This window comes from Bacillus sp. B25(2016b), assembly GCF_001679765.1.
GTDB lineage: Bacteria > Bacillota > Bacilli > Bacillales > Bacillaceae_G > Bacillus_A > Bacillus_A thuringiensis_K.
The window spans coordinates 1,537,806-1,561,143 of the sequence record NZ_CP016285.1 but is presented as its reverse complement, the minus strand read 5'-3'; the positions used below and the strand labels follow the sequence as shown (position 1 = coordinate 1,561,143).

Here is a 23,338-nt window from a genome sequence, read left to right as displayed (position 1 = left end):
TGCGGAGAGGTTTATTTTTTCTATATAGATAGATTGAAAGATTTTTTAACTTAAAGAGAAGCTCTAGCCATATTTAGTAGCGGTCAGGGCCTATTTTATTCTCGTTCCGTGTATGAAAACAAAAAGATAAAGTGAGAATAAGTCTCTTTTTCTCTTCATAGCCGTTTATTAGCTTTTGAATATTAATTATATCAATCTATAAGGAGTGTCTATTATGCGTATTGGTACGAATGTTTTGAGTATGAATGCTAGGCAGTCGTTGTATGAGAATGAGAAGCATATGAATGTTGCAATGGAGCATTTGGCGACTGGTAAGAAGTTGAACAACGCTTCGGATAATCCCGCTAATATTGCAATTGTTACTCGGATGCATGCGAGAGCAAGTGGTATGCGTGTGGCGATTCGTAATAATGAAGATGCGATATCGATGCTTCGCACGGCGGAAGCTGCCCTTCAAACTGTGACAAATATTTTACAGCGTATGCGTGATTTAGCCGTTCAATCCTCAAACGGTACAAATTCAAATAAAAACCGTCATTCGCTGAATAAAGAGTTTCAGTCTTTAACAGAACAAATTGGCTATATTGGCGAGACGACTGAGTTTAATGATTTATCTGTATTTGACGGTCAAAACCGCCGTGTTACATTAGACGATATCGGTCATACGGTACATATATCAAAATCTATTCCCCCTTCCCCTACACAACATGACATCAAGATTTCAACGGAACAAGAAGCAAGAACGACAATTCGTAAAATCGAAGAGGCTTTGCAAAGTGTGTCACTTCATCGTGCCGACCTTGGCTCTATGATAAATCGTTTACAGTTTAATATTGAAAATTTAAATAGCCAAAGTATGGCGTTAACAGATGCTGCATCTCTAATTGAAGATACAGACATGGCGCAGGAGATGAGTGATTTTTTAAAGTTCAAATTATTGACTGAAGTTGCAACTAGTATGGTTTCACAAGCGAACCAAATTCCACAAATAGTCTCTAAACTACTACAATCATAAAAATTCATCTTCCTTCTTTGGAACGATTCCATACAAAATAAAAGGGAAATACATATAAACTATGTATCTCCCTTTTATTTTGTACCCAAATTTTATTACTGTGTTACCGTCATAACTTGTCCGCTACGGTCAACCATTATTTTCATTTTTCCGTCTTGTGCATTATATAGCCCGAGTTTATGTAATTCCATTTTACAATCTTGTACGAAAGTTGGTAATTTACGAATTTGATCGATATCAGAACTTGTAATGAAATGAATTAAAAGCTGCGTCATACCTTTAATATCTTGTACAAGCTCTTCTTTCTCTCGTTTTAGCCTTTCATTTTCTATTTGTAACGACTGCAATTCACCTTCTAAGCTACGTGTATTCTTTGCTTCTCTAGAACGCCCTGCCGCCATGCTAGAAAGCTTATAAATACCTTCCATAAACTGATGTAGTTCGTCTTCTTTCCTTTCACTACATTGATTAATTGTTTCAAAGTTATCAACGATACCAGATATAACTGTTACAAGATTTTTTTCATCCTCTTTATGCTGGATTTCTTCTTTTAATTCGTACTCGTTTTCTTGTTTTCTTGCAACGATTGTCTCTTTTACTGGTATATATTTTCGCTTTCGTCCCGGTTTTTGTTTTTCAATATTTTCAAACGGTATTTCACGTTTTTTCAATTTATAATACGTATTTTGCAATTGACTTTCCGTTTTAGGAAAAAGATTTAGTTCATTTTTACTTACGTATTTTGAAATATTTAAAATGTTTAAACCGTGACGTTGACAAAATTGATACACTTCATACAGTAGCTCTAGTTCAGACTTCAGCCATGTAATTGTTGATTTTTCATATGCTCGCATCCCGCCATTTTTTTCTATATCTATTTGGAATAATACCATTCTATTATGTAAATCAACTAATTCTTCATACTTTACTTGGAATTCTTTTTCTATTTTTTTTAATTCCGCCTCTAGTTGCATATCGTTCATTTTATTATTTGACATGTTTTGTAAAAGACCTAATACATTAATTGCTATGTGGTGATACATAATCTGTGCCACTCCCCCTCATCCTTTCACAATTCTCATCTGACTCCCATGTCTTTTAAGAAAATAGCAATTTTTACATATCCATATTATAACAGTTCGAAATTATCTGTCAAATAATAAACATACAAAAATGTATAGAAAGTATAAAAATTTGGAAAATGTTTTTTATTAATATGCAAAATTGCATATTAATTACATTTAATTATATTATATGGTATTTTGAATGTTTTTTCACCGAAAAAATTTGCGTTACCACGAAATGTTACTAAGGTAATCAAAAAAATAAGTTCACTTATATTTTTAAATTAAAAATCTCTAAATAAAGATTATTCACACATACAGCGACAAACACCCAAGAAACCTTTCATTTTTCTACCAGTTTAGAGTATAGAATACTAAAAAGGAATTAGCCATATGTAGCATTGGCTAATTCCTTCCTCTCTCTAACAGAATAGAGTTATAAACCCAGTCTTCAAATCCTCAATCGAAGTCTCACTTCTTCTAAAGCTATCTCGGCGGCTCTCTCGTCCCATTTACCTAAAAAACACTCCATATCTCTGGTCTTACATCGCATGGGTCTCTATTAGGCACTGACCGCTGCCACACATAGCTAGTTCCTCTATTCCAGCTAAAAAAGTACTTTTCTTACAACACTAACTTATCAACTAAACCAATTAGCTCTTGAATATCTGGCTTACTTACTTGAGCATTTGCTCCTACAGCTTCACCTTTATGGAATAATTCATTTGTAATTAATGAAGAGAAAATAATGACTGGTAAACGATTCATTACTTCACTATCCTTAACCACTTTCGTTAAATGATGTCCATCCATTTTTGGCATTTCAATATCCGTAATTAGCAAGTGAATATGTTCAAACATTTTTTCGCCTTGCTCTTTCGCTAATTTTTCAATTTGCGCTAACGCTTCTGCACCATTGCTGAAGAAGTTCATTTTCGTATATCCAGCTGATGATAATGTTTCTTCTAATATTTGGCGAAGCATTGCTGAATCTTCTGCAATATAAATTACTTTTTCAGCTCGATCTGTTTTTTGTTCTAACCCTGCAATTGATTTATTGTCATAACCAGTGCCGCTAATTTCACATACAATTTTTTCATAATCTAATAGTAAGATGATTTTTCCATCTAGTTTTACAATACCAGATGTCGTTTCTTCTAGTCCCATAGATAATGAAGCTGGTTCATCAATTTGTTCCCACGAAATACGTTGAATACGATGCACTTCATCAACGCGGAAAATAACTTTCATTTGGTTTAATTCTGAGATGATAAATTTCGTTTGATCAAGTGGCTTTGTTGACTTTAAATTAAGAGCCATTGCCAAGTTAATAACAGGTAAAATTTCACCACGTACTTGAACAACACCTTCAACTGCATGATGAGATTCTGGCACAGTTGTAACAGGGAATGGATTAATGATTTCACGTACTTTCATTACATTAATACTAAATAAGTTTTCACCAACAGTGTACGTAACAATCTCTAATTCATTTGTTCCGCTTTCTAATAAAATACTTTGTGCTTGTGACATAAAGGTGTCGCTCCCCTTCCATTAATTCCGTATATCTAATTATTAAGCTTTATAAAAGCGAAAAAGTCAACTACCTATATAAAAAATATAGATAGTCGAACGATTCATTTTATTAAAAAACAATTAATCTTGTATAAACGAAGCAAGTGCCTCTAATAACACTTCTTGTGCTCCTACAATTTCCGTCGGCATTGCTTCCCATTTTTTCGAAAGCTCCGTCTCTACTCTTATTCTCAGCTCAGAATTCATTTCTGCTAGCACATATTCTTTCGTTGCTATATCAACATCAAGTAGCGCAAGTGCATATAATTCCGGGTCATTTATTTCTTCGAATAATCGTTTTAATACTACCGGTGCTATATGTTTTAATTTTTCAATATGAATTTCCTTATCCGAAAATAGTAACTCATATTGAATAAACGTAACATTTTCTTTAATCACTTTAAAATAACAATTATTTTTTTTATCATTCACAAAATAACCGTTTGGATCTGCGATAATACTCTCTACTTTACGAATTAAATCTGGCAAACTATTCGCCGCCATTACAGTCCGCTGCTCAACCTCACTCGGCGAAATGAATGTAACGCGATACTTATTTTGCGCCATCCTCCTCACCTCTCCTTTTATAAAAATCTATCGTCACATACTATCCAGAAGGCACTGGTCTACTATGAAATGATTATCTCATCTCCAACTATCTCAGTACGCCTCCATAGCTCTATTCTTACAACTCGGAGCTCTTCTCGACCATAACTGTTTATCCACACTAAACTTTGCTTACCTCTTCTTATACTACCCTAGTAACTCTCCATACCTCTATCCTTACACATCAGTCGAGTCCCTATTAGGCACTAACCGCTCAAAAACAACGCTGGGTCCTCTCGTCAACCCTAAAAAGATCTTTTTAAGAACTTTTCAATAACTCTATGTTATTAAACCAAAACGCTATTTGCTGATCCGTAATATTTGGCAACATAACAAAAAACTCACGACACTTCATCTCATCCTTAAACAGTTGATACTTCCAAACAGTATCGCTACCAACACTTATGAAATAAAACTCATGGATACGGCCAATGATTGCTTGTTTTTCACCAAATGAATACGGAGGCACTTGCTTAATTTCAAATTGATCTGGTAAATATACATGCTCTTCTCGTTCTATTTTTAATACTTGCTCGGCAAGTTCACGTTTATTTTCGAAAAAAGGCAATTGTAAAATTCGCTCTTGTCTTGTCATACGAATAAAAAACCCTTTCTACTCCATTACATTTTTTCCATGCGATATATTATCGAATTAAGTTTACAACTTCATTTAATACTTCATCTGAAACTTTAATTACTTTCGCATTTCCTTGGAATCCGCGTTGGTATAACATTAAGTCAACGAATTCTACAGATAAATCTACGTTAGCACCTTCTTGTGCACCACCGCGTACTTTACCTGCACCGTTTTGACCAGATGTACCAAGAGCTAAAATACCTGTTGTATTCGTTGCTGTATAGTTACCATTACCTGTTTTCATTAGCCCGCCTTCGTTCGGGAACATTGCAACAGCTAATTGACCTGCAGATTTCATACTTCCATCAGAATATTTTACCATTACGTATCCACCGTCAGCAATGAAGCAATCTTTAACCGTCGCTGCTGCTCTACCATCTACGTCTGTTACTGATAATGTTTTATCTGTTGGATGGTTTGTTAAATGACTTAAGTCTAATTTAATAGAGCCGCCATCAAATGGAATATTGGCTCCTTGCTCTTTCGGATTTGGATTTCCAACAGCATCAAATGTCATATTACCACCTGCACCTGGAACATCTTTAAACTCTGTTTCTTTTTTCGAGTCATTGCGCATTTGTACTTTATATGTATAGTTATGTTCACTCGTTTGTTTAAACTCTACACGCATTGTCCATGTATTCCCCGCATTATCATATACAGGTAAATCTTGTGTAATTTGTTTTTCACCAGTTGGAATATTCCCTTTAATTGTCCCTTTCGATGTTCGAATACCACCAATTGCTGTTCCCATTGGAATTTGCAACGGTCCTGGAATTCCAGATAAATCAACTTCACCAGTTGCCTCATTTGCAGGGTATGCAAACACGTATTGACCTTCAGTATTCGTAATATAGTAATCTGAAGATATCCCAAACGTACCTTTACGAGTAAATTCCATATTTCCGCCTTTTGAATCACCTACAACGAAGAAACCATTACCTTCCATTGCTGCTTGTGTTTTTCCACCTGTTAACGTAATTGTACCATCACTATAATCCGTAACAGTACCACTCATTTTCACACCGTTACCAATACTTTTCGGATTCGTTCCTGCGTACTTACCGTCACCTTTTGCACCAATCGAATTGTTATATAGTAAATCATCAAACATTGCTTTTTGTTTTTTATAACCTACTGTTTGTGCATTGGCAATATTATTTGAAGTTACACTTAATGCATTTTGTGTTGCATTCATCCCTGTAATACTTGTATATAACGCTTTAATCATAACGTATGGACACTCCTTATGAATTTGTAGTTTTTACTTCTTCAGTTACTTTTTGATCGTCTTTCTTTGCGTCTTCTGGATTCGTTTCCCCAATCGGTTTATCAGACACTCTCTCAACGAAACGAAGAGAGACAACTTTATTATTAATAACGAGCTGTACATCGTTATTTTCCGCAAGACGAACCGTTTCTACTTGACCGGTTACTTTGTTTCCGTCACCGTCAACACCTCTTACGTATTTCCCTAAAAACTTCATTCCACCATCAAGTGCTGTTGAATACATCGTTGATTGCAGCTTATCTACTGCTTTCGTCATATTCTGTACTTGTTCCATAAGAGATAGCTGCGCTGTCTGATTCATCATTTGATTCATATCCATCGCATTAAATGGATCTTGATGTTGGAAACTTGATAAAAACAATTTTAAGAAATCATCTTTCCCCATTACCCCAGGAGTCTTTTGCGCTCCTGCTGAAACTCCATTACTTTGTTGCACTGGCGATTGTACACCATTAACAGGTACATTACTTTTTTGCGCTCCTGCTTGTAACGGAATATGATTTGTACTCGTTGTATTTAATCCAACTGTTGGCACGCTTTATTCCTCCAATAATCCCGCAAATTCTGTTGATTGTTGTTTTTCATGATTTGTATTTGCTAATTTCTGTTTTTGCCTTTGCTCTTGTTCTCGCTGTTCTTTACGATTTTCATCTTTATCTGAATAGCTAATTTGAATATTGATTTCTTTTTCTTTTAACTTTAATCTCAATTCATCAAAAATGATTTCAACACGTTTTTTCGCATCGTGTTTTTCCATTTCTACGTGAACGTCAATTTGATCTCCGTGTTTTTTCATAAACACTGTTAATGTACCAAGTTTTTCTGGATTTAACTGAAATAAAACACGTTCTTGTTTCACTACAAATTTTTGCAGCGCTTCTACTTGCGCTTCCATTTTCTTTCCTAAGTCAGGTAATGAAACTTTCTCAGCACCACTATTTGATTTCCCTATTTGTTCGGTACTCGTCGTTTTATTTAATAATTCTGCACCTGCAGAGCTCGAATCGTTTAATGCATCAACTTCTGGCAACTCTATCTTTGCATCATCACTCTCAGCTTTCGGAAGATCTACGTCTTTAAACTCTTCTTGTTTCTTTGCAATATTACAAGTTTCTGTTTCTACAGCCTTCAATGCTTGCATCGCTTGCTCTGGCATCTTCATTTTGTCTAATACCATTTGCATTGTATCTTCTAAACATATAGCATTTTTGATATTCATATTTGAAAGAAGTTCTTGTAATTGTTGTAATTCAGCTGCAGGTAATTCATTAAGTTTAATATTGCCATATTCTTTATATAGCTCTTGTATTTTTTGTATGTATTGATATAACAATTCCGGCTGCACATGTAATTGCTCAATTGCAACCATTTGCTCAGATACAGCTAATAACAACTGTTCTGTCTCTTTTTTTTCTTCTTTCTTTACAATAGGTTCTTCTTCCGTTACCGATTTTTTAGAAAGAATATAATCTTTTCTCTCTTCTTTTGGTGCTTCTTCTCGTTTCGTTTTCTCCGTTTGCGGCTGTTTTTTATTTTCCATTCTCATCGTACGATCGAATGAAGAATCTTCATTTTTTGATTGTACTTCTAGCCCTTTTTCTTTTTGCGGAGGTAAACTTTGTTGCACCGGTAATACAGACTGTATCACTACATTCACCTCATCCATTCATACACATTTTCAAATCCAGAAGCATTTTTTCTTCCAGCTTTTCTTGTGCTTTCGCAAGCTTTTTGCAATCTTCTTGATACATCTCATCAATGACACGTTCTTTTTCTTTTACTTGCTCTAAAAGACTTTCATTTTTTTGAATAAAACCTTCCGTTTTTTTAATTTTCCGATTCCATTCTTCTATTCTTTCAGGTGAAAACGTATGTGAAGAAAGCATACCAGCCATAATACGTTGCCCAGTTTGTACGACTTTACTACGCGATTTCACAACATATAAATCATATTCTTTTTTTTGTTCTATTTTTCTTTTTTCAGCTGTTAATTCATACACTTCTTTTAAAATATGTTCTTTTTCTTGATTTATTTGCAATTTTATTGTGTCGTACTGCTGTTTATCCACCTGTTTTCATAACCCCTTTCTATTATAACGTTCTCTTTTTCTATTATATAGTTTTTTTCCAAAAAAATCTGTGAAATATTAAAAAACAAAAAAATAAGACCTCTTATGCAGAGGCCTTATACTATATGCTGTATCGCTTCAACGATATCATCAAATTGGAAACTATCCGATCGACCTTGCTTTAAAAATGTATTTATGCCTTCTACTTTATTTTTACATTCAAAAATATAAGCATTTTCTTCATTTTCTTGAATCGTTCCTAGCTTAAAATACAATTCATTTTCTTTATAAATTGATAAAATCTTTCTCATTTCATTTGCAAGTTGCCAATGATGTGGCGAAACAATTTCTTCCATAATCCTACTTACTGAATCTAATACTGAAATTGCAGGATAATGACTAAGCGTTGCAAGCTCACGCTTTAATACGATATGTCCATCTAAAATACCACGTGCTAAATCTGGTACAGGACCATTTAAATCGTCCCCATCAACAAGCACCGTATAAATACCTGTTATAGATCCCTTTTGTGTTTTTCCGGAACGCTCTAACAACTTCTTCATATAACTTTCCATTAACAGTGTTTTACCACCAATCGGTAACTCTTTAACAGCAATATCAACACTTCTTCGTGCATCGGCAAAACGAGTAACAGAGTCCATCATAAGTAATACGTTATTGCCTTGATCACGGAAGTATTCAGCAATAGACGTTGCAAGTTTCGCTGCACGAAGTTGCATAAGGTGACTTTCATCTGACGTCGCTACAACAACGACGCTTTTTCGCATACCTTCCTCGCCTAACTCTTTTCGAATAAAGTCTTTTACTTCCCGGCCACGTTCTCCTACTAAACTAATAACATTTATATCAGCTTTTGCATTTTTTGCTATCATTCCAAGTAAAGTTGATTTACCAACACCTGACCCAGCAAAAATACCAATCTTTTGACCGATACCAATTGTTAGCATAGAATCAATTGATTTTATTCCTGTTTCAAATACATCGGTAATCTCTTCACGTTCAAATGCATGTATAGGTGGTGCATCTAGTTTTATTTTCTGTAATGGAATGTTTTCAGCTTCCTCATTTAACACTTCACCATTTGCACTTAACACTTTTCCGAGCAAGTGATTACCACGTGGTACAACAACATCTTCTGAAACTAATGTCACTGAATCTCCATAACATACTTTTTCTGTCTGTTCAAATGGAAGTAGCATATTATTTTCTTTTTCAATGGCAATCACTTCACATAAGACGTTATGTTCTCCAACGAAGCAAACATCTCCGATCTTCGCTTTCGGCCCTTTTGCTACGAAAAACTGTTCTTGTACACTATGAACTTTGCCTACTTTTGTATACAGCGGTGTTTCAATGAACTTATTCCATTTTTCGTTCTCATTCATTAACAGGCGGCTCATACATTTTGCTCCTCAAATAACTTCTCTTCTTCCCATTTCTGACGAAGTTTCGCAAATATAGGTGCAAATTTAAATTCAAAGAACTCTTTCTCTTCTTCCAGAACAAATTCACCAAACTGCAGGGAGAAATCATATTTCCATTCTACTAATTGTAGTAACCAATATTCTCTCGTATTCTCCTTCTCTTCTTGAATACGTTCAAACGTTTCTGGATGTACTGTAATGATTAATTTTTCAAACGAAGTTGGCAATGTTTGCACGATGCCAGTTAAAATAGGTAACACATCAAGCAATCGTGAATCTACCGCTTGATTCACGATTTTTTCTGCTAAATGAAATGATTGATCCCATAATAACTCTGTCCATTCATATGCTATTTCTTGTTGTTCTTTTTGAAACTGCACACGCGCTGCTTCCATCTGTTCCATTTGTTCATGAATATGCATTTGAAATTGTTCTTTATCTTGTAATAACTGCTGACGCTCTCGTTCTAGCATTTGCTGCTCTTGCCTTAGCTGATTCATTTCCATATGTAATGATTCTTGCTGGGCGCGAAGCTCTGCATGATCAGCTTGTAATTCTTCCTCTTCTATTTGGACTGAAGCTGATTTTGGAAATTGTAATTCATACGTTTCTTCAGAAAAAGAAACAGAATTCTTCGGAATTCTGTTTTTAAATAAGGACATCCTCTTCACCTCTTTGAACGATAATTCTTCCTTCTTTCTCTAGCTTTTTCACTGTACCAGTGATCGTTTGCTGTGCTTTTTCAGCATCCGTCATCTTAAGCGGTCCTAAGCCATCTAATTCTTCTAGAATCATCTCTTTACGGTTTGAAGACATACATGTAAATAGTTTCTCTTTAATTTCTTCTTTTGCAATTTTAAGTGCTTTCGCAAGAACACCGTTATCTGTAATTTCTTCTAATACACGGCGAAGCGCAAGATCTTCAAGACCAAGTAAGTCTTCAAAGACAAACATATTTTCTTTAATTTTCTCAGATAACTCATAATCGACTTCATCCAGCTTTTGAAAGACTGTTTTTTCAACACCACGTGAAACATTATTTAAAATGTTTACGATTGTTTTCAAGCCATCAGTTTTATTAATTGCACTGAATGCCATATTATTTAATTTCGATTTTAACAACTCACCAATTTGATTAATTAATTCGCCATCAACTTGTTCTAACTTCGCAATACCCATTACCGTCTCTACTCGTTTATGATCTGGCAATCTCTCAATTAATTGAGACGCAAGTTGCGGTTTAATATAAGAAGCGATAATTGCAATTGTTTGTGGTGACTCATCATTAAGCACTGTAAGAAGTGGCTCTAAATCTGTAAGTGAATTTAAGAACTCAAACGGATTATCTTTGTTATACCAAAGATCTTCCAATAATTTTTCCAGTTCGTCTTCTGGCATGTTTTTAAATATGCGACGAATGTATTCTTTATCTGGAGTGACTAAGTTCAATTCTTTTACATTTAGTTCATATAAGAACTCTCCTAGTACATTTTCTAACGTTTCTGGTTTGTATACACGAAACTTTGCGATTTCACGAAGTAATACTTCTTTTTCCTCAGCTGTCATATATTCAATGACTTTTGCTGCCACCCCTTCTTCTAATGTACGAATAAGGATGGCAGCTTTTTCTTTGGAGGAGATTTCATCTAACATCGTTGTTCCTCCCTTACTGTCCGTTTAACCATTTTTTAATTACTTTTGCAGTACCTTCTACATGTTCTTTCGTAGCATCCTGCACTTGTTCATCTAACGTAGGTTCTTTCGGTTCTTCTGGTTCAGGTTTTGGCTCTGGCACTATTTTTTCTTCAGGAATTTCCAAGATACTTTCATTACTTGCAGCAATTTCCTCTTCTGCTAAGTATTCTTCATATTCCTCTTCTTCTTTCTTTCTCTTACGTCTTGCTAATAAGAACCATACTAGACCACCGATTGCTAATAAGCCAGCTGTAATTCCACCGAATAACCACCAGTTCATACCACTTTTTTCTGGCTCTTTCTCTTTTTCGGCTTTCGGCTGATCGAACTGAACAGTTACAACGTTAACTTGACCATTTATAAAGTTACCGTTCGGATCAGCTTGAAGTCCTGCCGCTGTTCCGATTGCTTCTTTAAAAGTTGTCATATCAATTCTACGTTTTACTAACGTATCATTATCTACCCATACAACAACATTCGTTTTCGTTAATTCTGGGTGTTTCTTAATTGTTTCAACTGTTTTATCTATTTCATAGTTTTCGATTTTGTTGCCATTTTTATTATCGTAGACAACTTTACCATTTTGATTATTGTTCGTACCGTAGTTTGGCACTTCACCGTTAGCTGTAATACCAGCACCTTGCTTCGTATCTGCCCCTTCTTGCGCAGTAGAGCTTTCCTCTTGCTCTTGTTTACTACGAAGTACACCTTTATCACCATACTTTTCTGACTGACGTGTAACTTCATCGTAGTTTACAGATACTTTCGTATTCACTTTATATTCATTCGGTTTAAACATCGTCATTAACGTTGCATCAATATCTTGCTTTAATTTACCTTCAAGTTGGTGCTGCATCTCTACTTCTTTCTCGTAAGAAGAGGAACTACTAGAATGTGCTTCATCTGTACCTTTTGAGATAACACCTTTTTTACTATCAATAACACTTACTTCTTCTGCCTTCACACCAGGAACTGCTGCACTAATCATTTGCTGTATACCCGCAACTTGATCAGCTGTTAACAATTGTCCACGCTTCACTCCAACCGTAATCGCCGCTGTTCCTTTTGCTTTTTCTTCATCAAAAATTGTCTCTTTTTCAGGCAATGTAATTTGAACATTTGCCGTTTCAACTGTCGCAAAATTTCTTACAATATCTTGCTCCAATTGCTTCTTCGTACCGACAATTTGCTTCATTTTTTTATCTTGCTCACTTGAACCGAGCGAGCTTTCTAATAAAATTTCCTCACCGCTTTTCGAATTAAACGGTAAGCCCATCCCATTCATTTCTTTTCGAACCCATGGAGCATCATTCTTTTGCACACGAATCGAACCATCGGCCGCTAATTGATAATCGACACCTAACTTCGATAATTCTGCTGTAATCTCTTGTTTATCTGTATCATTTAAATTTTGATATACAACAACATATTTATCTGGCAAGGTGAAGTATAAAAGTGCTCCTGTTACAATCGCTAAAAGCGCAGCACCAATTACTAACTTATGCCACGTTTTTAACGATTGGATAACATTTTTCATCTTTTCCATTTAAACACACCCGTCCACTTTCCTAAATTTGCATATTAATTAGTGACTTATAATTTTCAATAAGATTATCACGTACAAGAGCAGCTGTTTTCATTTGAGACTCAGCTTTCTTTTGCTGAATTAAAACGTCATGTGTTTCTCCTACCCCTTTAGTTAGTAAATCATATACTGCTGTTTGCGCATTGTTTTGCGTTTGATTCATATCTTCCAATAAATCAATAAACTTTTTCCCCTCAACTACAGATGTTTGAGAAGTTTTCGGTGCACCAATTGACTGAATTGCTCCAAATGGTTGTGTATGTAACATTGGTTGAATTTTCATATTACTATCTTCCCCCTTATCCTCGGCCGATTTCTAAATCTTTATCAAGCATTTTTTTATTCGCATTTAATACACTCGTATTCGCTTCATACATTTTTTGAGCCACCATTACATTCGTCATTTCAGCAGTTACATCAATATTGGGATAACGTACATATCCTTCTTCATTTGCGTGCGGATGCGTCGGATCATACACTAAATTTTCCGTTTTGTCTGCTTCAATACTTTTTATTTTTACTCCGTTAGTAGGAGCCCCATCTAGCATACTTGCAAAACTATTGTTTGATTCTAGCACCACACTACGACGCTCATATAAATCTGCCCCCGGAGCCGCCGTCGTATTTGCATTTACAATATTGTTAGAAGTAACTTCCATCCACTTTCTCGCTGTCGTTAGTCCTGAGCCACTTGCATTAATTGCCTGAAACATCCGTTGTCTCTCCTTCTACTTTTAACGTCCGCGTGCCGCTTGGTTAATTGCATATTGTGTATTAATTGCGTTAACTGAAATACCGTATAACTGATTTGCTTTCATTAAATCTAGCATTTCTGTCGTTACATCCACACTATTTCCGTCTTTATTCGTTTGCATTGATTTTGTTTGAATCTTTGCATATGTATTTTTCGTATTTACTGTCGGCAAGTGCATTTCATTCGTTTGATATAAATCTGGATTGCTCTTTAAATCAGCCGCATTATTTTTATATAACGCACTACTTTTATTCATCTGCTCAGCAAATGTTACATCTTGTGCTTTATAGCCAGGTGTATTCGCATTTGCAATATTACTAGAAACAGTATTTCGTTTCGTTACTAAATAATTCATATAATGGCTTACATCACTCACTAAATCTGGCATATTCCACACCCTTCCTTTTCTAACGTAATGATCCACTGATAGAAGTTTCACTTCATTATTTATTTTCTTATATGCGTTTATTAAAATATTTACTATTATGTACCCTTACATATTTTATTCCATTTTTTCATTGTTGTCTTTAGAAAAATATAAAAATATAAAAAAGAATGCAAAAAACTGTATACACACGGTAATCTATAGAACATCTCAATATATAAACTAAAGTCCATTTTTCTATTATTTAGATTACTATTATTTTTTCATCACAGTCATAAAATGAAACCTCAATCAGCGGAGTTCTTTATGTAAACGAAGGAATAGACCCCCTTTTAAAAGGGGAATCTGTTTCCAAACGTTATTATTAATATTTACCGTAAAATGAATTAGCCTTCATTCGCCCATCATTTGTCATAATCATTTCTTCCAAAATCTTTTGCTTATCTCGAATATGCTGTGCTGCCTTAATAATGAACGGGCTTACTTCTGCTGCAACTTGTGCACGCGTTTCTTCATCCAATGTCATCATCCAGCGATTTAACATCTCACTCTTCTCAGCAAACTCTCTGTCTGACACTTGCAATTCACCGATTTCATTAAAACAGCTGACAAACGTCCGATAAATATCATTGTTCATTTTCAAGTGCTCCGCGGTAACCGTCTATTAAATCTTGTAACACTTTCACAATTGCATCAATATCTTTTGCTTCACGCGTTACTTTCATCGTTTGAATTTGAATGCTAATCCAATCATATAAACCATAGAGACTATCATATAAATCTTTCGTAATCTCAGGATTTAATTGAAGCTTTAGTTCTTCAAAAATACGTTCTAATTTTTCAAGAAGTGCGTCCCCTTCTTGAAGTTTAAAAGTATGTAAAAGTTCTTCTAAATTACGAAACTCTACAATACATCTTTCATAAATAAAAATTGTATTTTTAATCGGATTACTCGTCATAATATCATTTTGCATATAACGTTGCCATGCTTGCATACGATCACTTCCTCAACTTTCATTAATCATCACTTTTTTGTTTTGTCATTGCTTTAATTGTTTTTAGTTGGCTATCAAGCGCCGCTAATGTACTCTCTAGCTTTTGATACTTCTTCACAATTTCATCTTGTTTTTGCAAGTTTTGCGTTTCAATATCTTTAATCTTTTTATCTAAATCACTTACACGTGAATCAATATTTTTTACACGTTCTCCAACTACACCTTTATCACCGAATATTTTATCAAGTGGTTCTTCCATCATTTTTCCTAAACCGTTAGAACTAAAGAAAAATTGCTTCGCTGCATCGGGTTTTTCTTTTAGCGCTTGTGTTAATTTTTCATCATTAACTTCCATCGTTCCATCTTGCTTTAATTGAATACCAAATGTGAATAAATAATTACCATCTTGAGAAAATGTTGCAACATTGTTCATCGCTTGACGTACGCTTTGCATAATTACCTGCCCTTGGAAAACTCCATCTTTCCCAGCAAAAAGGTCAACTGTAGAAACTGCTTTATTATACTCTGCTACCATCTTTTTAATAATATTGGCTGTGTCTGTTACATTGGAATCACTTACCGTAAATTTTAATTCTACACCTTTTGTTTTTGGATCTGTTGTTGTACCCGCATCTGGTGTCCCTTCTACTTTCGGCTCAGTTACTTTTAACAATTCAATTTTCACGCCCGGAAGAGCCTCAATTGTATTAGTAAAACTTTCAGCTTCAATACCATTAATACTATATTTAGCATTTTGTGCTTCATTGATTGTATTAAGCGCTAGGCCATCCGCATTAGCTAAACCAATATCTTGAAATAGTGTAGATGTGTTCCCCTCAAACTTAATCTGTCCATCTGTTCCCTCTTTTTTCGAGGTCATGAAAATCTTATTTCCAAGTGTATAAGCTGATACACCATAATCTCCATCATTAATCTTATTAATTAAATCTTTATATGTCATATCAGTTGTTACTTTTAATTCTTTACCGCCTAGCTTTAATGTTTCATCTTTAGGAAGCTTCGCATTTATATCTTTAATGTCATTTGAAGCTATTTGATGACGCTGCGCAAGCTGTGTAATAGTCATATTAAAAGTTCCTGCAATCGCCCCACCATCAGCTTTCACATTAATGTAGCCGTCTTGTGTTGTCGTTACTTTTTTCTCATTCCCTTTAAAAGCTGCTAAATCTTTAAACACTTGAGTAAAAGGAGTAAATTGTGTCTTTAAACTTGCATATACTTGTTTATCTTGCGTAAGTTTTTGCTTCTCAGTAGTATACGGTGTTTTCCTCATATCTAACGCTTGCATCTCTAATTCTACTAGGTTAGAAGTATCGATCATATTATTTCCGAGGTTCCAAATTTGTTGTCTACCACCAATACCTGTCATCGTTGTTCCTGCCATTTTTCTCACTCCTTATAGATTACATGTAGTCTAAAATACTTGTTTTACTCATCGTACTAACCGCTTTAAGCGTCGCTTCATACGTTGCATTTATATATGCCAAGTCAGAAATCGCGACCGCTAAATCGACATCCTCAATTTCTTTACGGTTTTCTTGAAGCGCTAAGTTTTGCTCGCTTAAAATTGTTTTAAACGTCTCCATTGTGTTCATTGTTGAACCAACTTCAGTCGTACGGTTAATGATGCCATCTAAGTTTTTCTTGTTTTCTCCTAATAACGGTTGTAACGCTTTTTGGTCACCTTTTTGCATCGCTTCGCTCATCTGTTTTAACGTTTTTATTACCGGGGATAACAATGCTTCTCCGTTACGGAATGCTTTTAATTCATAACCATCATTTAGTTGCCAGTTCACATCATTTTTTCCGCCCTGGTACGTACCATCTTCTGTAAATGGTGACTTTTCTGCACTATCACCACCGAAAATATAACGACCTTGCTCTTTCGTATTCGCTAAATATACAACTTGTTTTAAAATTTGATCTATCTCTGCACCGATGGCTTTCAATTCTTTTTCACTATTTGTTTCATTTAACGCTTGTACTGTTAATTGATCTGCCCTCGTTAAAGATTTCAAAACACCTTGTAAAGTATTTTCAGTTTGTGTTAATACATTTTTCGAATCCGCTATATCCTTTTGCATTTGTTCAATATTTGCCAATGAATGTTGAATCGCAAATGATTTACTTGCTGCAAGTGGGTCTTCACTCATAAGAAGATTTTTCTTCCCTGAAGTTACTTGGTTTCTATGGTATTGTTGTTGCACATTTAAATCCATTAACTGATTCTTCGCCCAGTTTGCATTTTGAAATGTAGATACTCTCATTTCTATCTCCTCCTTATATATTTCCAATCAATTATTATCACTTATCGAATAATCGAAAATAGACTATCAAACACTTCATTCATCGTATTAATAGCTTTAGAGTTTGCGACGAAATATTTTTGGAAGGCCATTAAATTTACCATTTCCTCTTCCATATTTACACCTTCAACGCTCATTTTTTCTTGCTGAATACCTTCTAATAAGTCTCCATGAATTTTTTGATAACCATTTACTGCACTTTTATCAGATGCAACACGAACTATAAATTGGTCTAATGCTTGTTTATAAGAAAGACCTTCTTTATAATCTCCATCTGTAACTGCTGCTAGTTTATTTGCTGTTTCAGCAGACATTTTCATTTTCGAAACATCTTTTTGGAATTCTGGATTTAACTTCATATCTTTCGCATAATCTCCAACGAAGAAATCTTTTCCCATCACTGTATTCACTTGATTTTTCACTGAACTCATTAAGTCTTCGAGATTTTTTTTATAATCAACAATCTTTGCTTTCGTATCAATCGCTGATTTTATCGCTCCGCTAGTTACAGAGATTTCTGAACCGTAAATCTCAACTGACATTGGGTCTTTTTCTTTATTTAATTGAAGTGGATATGTATCTTGTCCATTTACTGTTAAAATACCATTCATTCTAACACTCGCGATATTAGGATTCATAGATTCATAAGATACTTCGATGTTTGCATACTTAGACATCTCTGTAACGATGCGATCTCGTTCGTCTAAAAGTTGATTCGGCACTTGTGTACCCGCTTGTCCAATTTTATGATTCGCTTCTGCTAAACTAGCAGCCAGACGATTAAATTCATTAACATGCGCTTCAATATCTTCTGCCGTCTGCGCTTCCACTGTATCTAAGTTTTTCGCAAGACGATTTACTTGACTAGTGAACTTCCCAGTTTCAGAAATTAATGTATCGTAGTAGTTTGGTTGTTCTGGATTTTTTGCTACTTCACGAAAGGCATTAAAGAAACCGTCCATTAAACTAGATAATGAATTTTTTCCTGTCGTTCCAACCATAGACTCTACACGTGATAATGTTGAATTCATGTAGTTATAGTAAGAGAGCTGAGATAATTGATCATTAAACTGCTTCGTCTTTACCTCATCAGTAATACGGTCAACACCTAGCGTTTGTACACCGTAACCAATTCTCTGTTCTGGCGTATGACCATTGCTTGCTCCAACAGATCCGTAATTCACCATTTGACGAACATAACCTGGTGTATGAATGTTAGACAAGTTTTGTTTCGTTGTTTGTAACCCCATTTGAGCCGCTAACATACCCGATAGCGGTGTATTATAATCAGATAATCTCATAAAGCTTCACTTCTCCTTTACAATAGTTCATTCATAAAGATTTGCGAATTATTGTTTCGCTCTAAGTTATATTCAGAAACAGAATCCACAATACTTTCTGTAGTTTTTAATAGTACGTTTAAGTAATATTGATTTTTCAAAAGAATCATTTTTACATTCTCTTCTAATTCAGTTACGTTTTTTTGTAATTCTTCCATTTTTTCAATTTCTTCTTGAGAAAAATACGAAAATAACGCACTTACACGAAACGATTCAACCCCTTGTTCTTTACAGAACTGAACAACCATTTCTTCAAATGAGCTTGATAACCCTTTTAAACCATCAATGTACTGCAATTGCTCTACTTGCAATTTTTGAACTGCATTTACATTTTTATTTTTTAAATTCTCATATATTTGCTCTCCAAGCGCTTGAATATTTTCATACGCTTTTTGAATAATAACGAGTTTTTCATATAATTGTATGTACATATAGCTTCCTTTCTTTTACAAGACTAAATTCACAATTAAACCATGGATTTCTCCAATTTGATTTAACATTTCTAAATGTCCTGTTTTCGTATTGATTAAATTCATAACATCTTCTAATTCATTCAATCCCATTTCTGCCTGTTTCACAATCGTCATTTTCTGTGAATATCCGTAACGCGGGTGACGAGACGTGACATCTTTATACTGCAATACATTATCAACGTAAAAATTCAAAAATGATTTTACTGTATTTTTGTATTCCATTACATTATCAAGCGTTAATTCCATTTCAATTTTCTCTTTAATTTCTCCAATATTATCGACAAACGCTTCCATTTGTTCTAGCAATTTATCTTTTTTCGGATCTGCATGCAAATTATCCGAAAATGCAAGTCCTGTTCTGACATTTGCTTCTTTCGGCATTTGAGTAGCAGGCGGTATATGCGATAAAATTGGATTATGCGAGATAGAACGTAGCATATATATCACCTATTTATTTTTTTATTTCTTCCTAAACTTAATCGTAAAATCCAGTTATTTATAATTATACTCTGAACAGTAATATTTTGCAGTTATTTTTTATAAAAGATATGTTACAATTTAGCATGAGGTGGCACAATTCTATGAATATTTTCCTTTGTGGTTCAAATCAATTAACAGCATTAGATCAAGAAGAAATTAAAAAATTTTTAACTGACTATGCTCACAAACATAAAATTTACATATTATGTTATAAATCTATTGAAAATGAGGTTCTTCGTTTTTTCGTTGAGAATGAAAGACTCGCTCAAAATTTATGCCTTTACACGCTGCAACCATTGCAAGCAATAACAGATGAATTTCAAGAAGTCGTTGATTACTTAAAAAAACACGGAGCCGAATATGTTGCTTTTGATCATCCTTCTGACTCCATTTACCGATCAGATTATATGTTTTTTGTTAAACAAATTATTGAAGACACTGATTTAGTTCTCTGTTTTTATAATGGTGACAAACATACATCTGTCATCCCTGTCGATGTTGCAAAAGAAGCAGGTATTGATGCTGTCATTTATGATTTACCAGGATTACATGAAAAGCAAATGAAAAAAAGCTTTGAACAAAAAATTCGTATGATGTAAAGGGGGAGGCACAATACCATTATTGTGCCCATTGTAAATATGATAATTGAACAAGATTATGATCATTTTATCGCGAGTTTTAAACAACAATTCAATATGGACATCGCTTCATATAAACAAGATAGAATGCGCCGTAGAATCGATGCTTTCATTTCGAGAAAAGGCTTCGAAAACTACACTAATTTTTTAAACAAATTACGCGCTGATCAAAATTTATTTTTAAATTTTATTGACTATATTACAATTAACGTTTCAGAGTTTTTTAGAAATAAAGAACGATGGCAAACTTTAGAGTCGAAAGCACTACCAAAATTACTCGAACAAAATAGCGGAAAATTAAAGGTATGGAGTGCCGCTTGCGCTGCTGGTGAAGAACCATATACACTCTCTTTAATTTTATCAAAGCATCTAGCTCCATTTCGTTTTGAAATTCAAGCAACAGATCTTGATTTTCATATTTTAGAAACCGCAAAACGCGCTCAATATACAGAACGTTCGTTAAAGGAATTACCTACTGATTTGAAAGAACGTCATTTCACAAAAGAGAATGGTCTATATTCATTGCATCAAAACATTAAACAAAACGTCTCGTTTAAACAACATGACCTTTTAATGCAGTCATTCGATACAAATTATGATTTGATTATTTGTCGCAACGTAATGATTTATTTTACCGAAGAAGCAAGAGTAAAACTTTACGAAAAATTTAGTCGTTCTTTACGAAAAGGCGGTGTACTATTTGTTGGTAGTACGGAACAAATTTTAACACCCGAACGTTACAATCTTCAGCGATTTGATACATTCTTCTACGAAAAAATATAAAAGAGGTCGTCACAATGGAGTGACGACCTTTTTACATAACTCGAATTAAAATAATACCGACAATCCATATGAAGAGAAAAAGAAACGTCATAGACCATTTATGTTCTTGCATCGTTTGTTTCAACGCCTGTGACAATTGTGTCATGTTCATTTCCGCAAGCGCTCTCCATACACTTACATCCCGATCTTTAGCAATGCGGTCTGTAACGCTAATTAAAATCGTTTCGTTAGACAATTTTGTTATATAAGCAGTAATTACCGTTACCATCAAATTTATATTTCCTTCTGAAGAATCACTTTCCACTCTAGAGATGAGTGCACTTACATCTAGTAAAGGAATATGTACTTTTCTACCAAATGATAGTTGCACTTCAGCGAAATCATATGTTCCATCTAACAAAGGAAGTTCTTTTATGTGCGCCTGCTTAATAAGTCCTTGTAGGCTTCTAATTACTTGTTCAAACACTTTTTCTGATTGCTTTCCTTCTTGAGATAATGTATGTAACTTTTTAAAAAGTTGTAACACTGTATCCATCTCTTTAGAAAGTATTTCCTTCATAATCTTTCCATCACTTAAACTTGCAAGTAAAATACCTATTTCATTATTTTTCGAAATAATTTTAGACTGTCCAGTAAACACTAAATTGCTACGCTTTCGTTCTTTCTGGATTTCATGTTCCGAAATAGCTGCAGGCTGTTTTAATGGTTGTAGCGTCTTATCTTCAATTGTCGTACGTTTAATCTCCATTTAAGCGCCTCCACTACTATGAAATAATTAGCCCCATTCTTTATTACTCTTTAAAACTAAAAACAGTACGAATAAACCTGACATGATAGTAAATACATCCGAAGCTTGTACTCCCTGTTCACCTTTTTCTTCTTCCTTGTCTTTCGTTTCTTCTTTTTGTTCTTTCTTTTTAGAGACAACCTGTTTGTTATTTTTCTCTTTTTGGTCCTTCGCCTTATGTACTTCCTTGTTGTCTTCGAACGGCTCTTTTATAACGTAAGTAAATTCCTCTTTCTCTTTCAACGGTTCTTTTATAAACTTATTTACTTTCTCATCTTGCTTCGGAATTTGAACAACCGGCAATTTTTCTTCTAGAAGCGGGTTTTTGATTTTCAAATCTTCTTGCTTCTCATTTTCTTTCTTATCTTCTAATTCATTTTCTAGTTTATTATCTAATTTATCTTCTTTCTCTTTCTCTTTCTCTTCTATCTTTTTATCATCTTCGTTTTTTGGCGCCAAAACAGAAATGGTATATTCACTTTCTTCAACAAGTTTATTACCTGCTGCATCTATTATCTCTACAAGTAATTCGTATGGCCCAGCCGGCAATGCTTCTGTTATTTCAAATACTTTTTGCCAATCCATATCATGCTTGTTGTAGTCTAATAAAAACGAAAGCTCTTTATTTTCTTTCCCTTTTAATGTAACGCGCACTTCTTTTACAACCGATTCTATATCTGACGCTTTTACTCGTATATGTATAGAATCTCCCTGTTTTCGTTCAACTAAGTTCTCTTTTACTTCATCAATAGTAACTTTCTGTAACTTTGGCAATTCTTTATCTATAGTTGGCGTTTCATTTTTAATACGAATGAGCGGGACTTTCACTTCATTTTTTACGATCTCTTCTTTCTCATTCTCTTTGTAACTTTGAACGAGCTGAAGATTCCAATCACCTTGCAAATCAAAATCCCCTGCTTTATAGTTAGCAACCCAGCTCTTCGTTTCTTCATCATACTCAAAAGATAGTATTCTTTCTTGCGCATATTGCTCGCCATTTTTTTGTAACTGCAATATACCTTTCATACTTTGAATGTTTTTCCCATTTGGTTCTACAGCAATTCGCATTTCTTCGCCAACTTTAAGCTCCGGCTTATTTACTGTAATAATTCCCTGTTCTGTTTCTATCTTTCTTTCATTCAATTGTTTATTTACTACTTCTTGTTCTACTTCTTGTTCTGCTTCTTTTTGTTTCTCTTCATCTTGTTTCGTTTCCACTTGCTCTGAAGATTCTTGAGATTCCTTATTTTCTTCTTGTACATTCACTTCATTTATTTTTTGATCTGGCTCAATTTGTTCCTCAGCCTGACTTTGCAAGGGGAAGAACAAGCACACATGTATGCATAGCCAACTCATTAGAAAAAACTTTACGTTTTTCATCTACTAGTTCAAAC

Annotated in this window: 27 protein-coding genes; 3 read left to right on the top strand and 24 right to left on the bottom strand. The window is 34.4% G+C overall.

Annotated features, from left to right (window positions below; all coding sequences use genetic code 11):
• Window positions 1-214 precede the first annotated feature (214 nt).
• A complete protein-coding gene (locus BAQ53_RS08070) occupies window positions 215-1,015 on the top strand; it encodes a flagellin N-terminal helical domain-containing protein (protein ID WP_208906683.1) in 801 nt (266 codons plus the stop codon).
• Between the two features lie 95 nt (window positions 1,016-1,110).
• On the opposite strand, the gene BAQ53_RS08065 is transcribed toward BAQ53_RS08070, so the two are convergent.
• The 22 genes from BAQ53_RS08065 to BAQ53_RS07960 all read right to left on the bottom strand — a co-directional run bounded on the left by BAQ53_RS08065 (window position 1,111) and on the right by BAQ53_RS07960 (window position 19,694).
• Window positions 1,111-2,058 carry a DNA-binding domain-containing protein gene (locus BAQ53_RS08065; RefSeq protein ID WP_208906939.1) on the bottom strand — a complete coding sequence of 316 codons (948 nt, stop codon included), beginning with the start codon at window positions 2,056-2,058 and terminating at the stop codon, window positions 1,111-1,113.
• 645 nt (window positions 2,059-2,703) lie between these two features.
• Window positions 2,704-3,612, bottom strand: coding sequence for a chemotaxis protein (locus BAQ53_RS08060; protein ID WP_000075943.1), 909 nt, complete (start codon window positions 3,610-3,612; stop codon window positions 2,704-2,706).
• Window positions 3,613-3,735: 123 nt separating this feature from the next.
• Window positions 3,736-4,221, bottom strand: a complete 486-nt coding sequence (locus BAQ53_RS08055; RefSeq protein ID WP_000068298.1) for a hypothetical protein — start codon at window positions 4,219-4,221, stop codon at window positions 3,736-3,738.
• Between the two features lie 298 nt (window positions 4,222-4,519).
• Window positions 4,520-4,855 carry a DUF3964 family protein gene (locus BAQ53_RS08050; RefSeq protein WP_000198170.1) on the bottom strand — a complete coding sequence of 112 codons (336 nt, stop codon included), beginning with the start codon at window positions 4,853-4,855 and terminating at the stop codon, window positions 4,520-4,522.
• A gap of 49 nt (window positions 4,856-4,904) precedes the next feature.
• Window positions 4,905-6,128: a flagellar hook protein FlgE gene (locus BAQ53_RS08045; RefSeq protein WP_000588321.1), complete on the bottom strand. Its 1,224-nt coding sequence runs from the start codon at window positions 6,126-6,128 to the stop codon at window positions 4,905-4,907.
• A 16-nt stretch (window positions 6,129-6,144) separates the two neighbouring features.
• Window positions 6,145-6,723 carry a flagellar hook assembly protein FlgD gene (locus BAQ53_RS08040; protein ID WP_001143462.1) on the bottom strand — a complete coding sequence of 193 codons (579 nt, stop codon included), beginning with the start codon at window positions 6,721-6,723 and terminating at the stop codon, window positions 6,145-6,147.
• Between the two features lie 3 nt (window positions 6,724-6,726).
• A complete protein-coding gene (locus BAQ53_RS08035) occupies window positions 6,727-7,836 on the bottom strand; it encodes a flagellar hook-length control protein FliK (protein ID WP_000616454.1) in 1,110 nt (369 codons plus the stop codon).
• Window positions 7,837-7,846: 10 nt separating this feature from the next.
• Window positions 7,847-8,257: a hypothetical protein gene (locus BAQ53_RS08030; RefSeq protein WP_000360855.1), complete on the bottom strand. Its 411-nt coding sequence runs from the start codon at window positions 8,255-8,257 to the stop codon at window positions 7,847-7,849.
• Between the two features lie 116 nt (window positions 8,258-8,373).
• Window positions 8,374-9,678 carry a flagellar protein export ATPase FliI gene (gene fliI, locus BAQ53_RS08025; RefSeq protein ID WP_000088693.1) on the bottom strand — a complete coding sequence of 435 codons (1,305 nt, stop codon included), beginning with the start codon at window positions 9,676-9,678 and terminating at the stop codon, window positions 8,374-8,376.
• On the bottom strand, window positions 9,675-10,364 hold the full coding sequence (locus BAQ53_RS08020) for a FliH/SctL family protein (protein WP_208906682.1): 690 nt from the start codon (window positions 10,362-10,364) through the stop codon (window positions 9,675-9,677). Before BAQ53_RS08020 ends, fliI begins: the two co-directional genes overlap by 4 nt.
• The gene (gene fliG / locus BAQ53_RS08015; protein ID WP_000883364.1) at window positions 10,351-11,355 is read right to left on the bottom strand and encodes a flagellar motor switch protein FliG; all 1,005 of its coding nucleotides are present in this window, start codon (window positions 11,353-11,355) and stop codon (window positions 10,351-10,353) included. Before fliG ends, BAQ53_RS08020 begins: the two co-directional genes overlap by 14 nt.
• 13 nt (window positions 11,356-11,368) lie before the next feature.
• Window positions 11,369-12,943 (bottom strand): flagellar M-ring protein FliF C-terminal domain-containing protein, encoded by a 1,575-nt coding sequence (locus tag BAQ53_RS08010; RefSeq protein ID WP_000413957.1) that lies wholly within the window; start codon window positions 12,941-12,943, stop codon window positions 11,369-11,371.
• 22 nt (window positions 12,944-12,965) lie between these two features.
• Entirely contained in the window at window positions 12,966-13,265 is a 300-nt protein-coding gene (fliE, locus tag BAQ53_RS08005; protein WP_000701672.1) for a flagellar hook-basal body complex protein FliE, read from the bottom strand.
• A gap of 16 nt (window positions 13,266-13,281) precedes the next feature.
• The gene (flgC, locus tag BAQ53_RS08000; protein ID WP_000484680.1) at window positions 13,282-13,695 is read right to left on the bottom strand and encodes a flagellar basal body rod protein FlgC; all 414 of its coding nucleotides are present in this window, start codon (window positions 13,693-13,695) and stop codon (window positions 13,282-13,284) included.
• Between the two features lie 21 nt (window positions 13,696-13,716).
• Complete coding sequence (gene flgB, locus BAQ53_RS07995) at window positions 13,717-14,175, bottom strand: flagellar basal body rod protein FlgB (RefSeq protein ID WP_372588481.1); 459 nt, start codon at window positions 14,173-14,175, stop codon at window positions 13,717-13,719.
• 310 nt (window positions 14,176-14,485) lie between these two features.
• A complete protein-coding gene (locus BAQ53_RS07990) occupies window positions 14,486-14,758 on the bottom strand; it encodes a hypothetical protein (protein ID WP_001058088.1) in 273 nt (90 codons plus the stop codon).
• Window positions 14,748-15,116: a flagellar export chaperone FliS gene (locus BAQ53_RS07985; protein ID WP_001149516.1), complete on the bottom strand. Its 369-nt coding sequence runs from the start codon at window positions 15,114-15,116 to the stop codon at window positions 14,748-14,750. The genes BAQ53_RS07990 and BAQ53_RS07985 overlap by 11 nt, the downstream gene beginning before the upstream one ends.
• A 22-nt stretch (window positions 15,117-15,138) precedes the next feature.
• Entirely contained in the window at window positions 15,139-16,521 is a 1,383-nt protein-coding gene (locus BAQ53_RS07980) for a flagellar hook-associated protein 2 (protein WP_134995228.1), read from the bottom strand.
• A gap of 19 nt (window positions 16,522-16,540) precedes the next feature.
• The gene (locus BAQ53_RS07975) at window positions 16,541-17,404 is read right to left on the bottom strand and encodes a flagellar hook-associated protein 3 (RefSeq protein WP_134995227.1); all 864 of its coding nucleotides are present in this window, start codon (window positions 17,402-17,404) and stop codon (window positions 16,541-16,543) included.
• A 41-nt stretch (window positions 17,405-17,445) separates the two neighbouring features.
• Complete coding sequence (gene flgK, locus BAQ53_RS07970) at window positions 17,446-18,744, bottom strand: flagellar hook-associated protein FlgK (protein ID WP_208906681.1); 1,299 nt, start codon at window positions 18,742-18,744, stop codon at window positions 17,446-17,448.
• Between the two features lie 17 nt (window positions 18,745-18,761).
• Complete coding sequence (locus tag BAQ53_RS07965) at window positions 18,762-19,214, bottom strand: hypothetical protein (RefSeq protein ID WP_000275878.1); 453 nt, start codon at window positions 19,212-19,214, stop codon at window positions 18,762-18,764.
• Window positions 19,215-19,229: 15 nt separating this feature from the next.
• On the bottom strand, window positions 19,230-19,694 hold the full coding sequence (locus BAQ53_RS07960) for a YaaR family protein (protein WP_208906680.1): 465 nt from the start codon (window positions 19,692-19,694) through the stop codon (window positions 19,230-19,232).
• 143 nt (window positions 19,695-19,837) lie between these two features.
• On the opposite strand from BAQ53_RS07960, the gene BAQ53_RS07955 reads away from it, so the two are divergent.
• Together BAQ53_RS07955 and BAQ53_RS07950 are read left to right on the top strand one after the other, a co-directional pair.
• The gene (locus BAQ53_RS07955) at window positions 19,838-20,335 is read left to right on the top strand and encodes a flagellar motor switch protein FliG (RefSeq protein ID WP_001020110.1); all 498 of its coding nucleotides are present in this window, start codon (window positions 19,838-19,840) and stop codon (window positions 20,333-20,335) included.
• 39 nt (window positions 20,336-20,374) lie between these two features.
• Window positions 20,375-21,157: a CheR family methyltransferase gene (locus BAQ53_RS07950; RefSeq protein WP_021728666.1), complete on the top strand. Its 783-nt coding sequence runs from the start codon at window positions 20,375-20,377 to the stop codon at window positions 21,155-21,157.
• Between the two features lie 31 nt (window positions 21,158-21,188).
• Here the strand turns inward: BAQ53_RS07950 and BAQ53_RS07945 are convergent, their stop codons facing one another.
• Window positions 21,189-21,905 (bottom strand): hypothetical protein, encoded by a 717-nt coding sequence (locus BAQ53_RS07945; protein WP_000403960.1) that lies wholly within the window; start codon window positions 21,903-21,905, stop codon window positions 21,189-21,191.
• Between the two features lie 27 nt (window positions 21,906-21,932).
• Window positions 21,933-23,324, bottom strand: coding sequence for a transglycosylase (locus BAQ53_RS07940; RefSeq protein ID WP_208906679.1), 1,392 nt, complete (start codon window positions 23,322-23,324; stop codon window positions 21,933-21,935).
• Window positions 23,325-23,338: the final 14 nt, after the last annotated feature.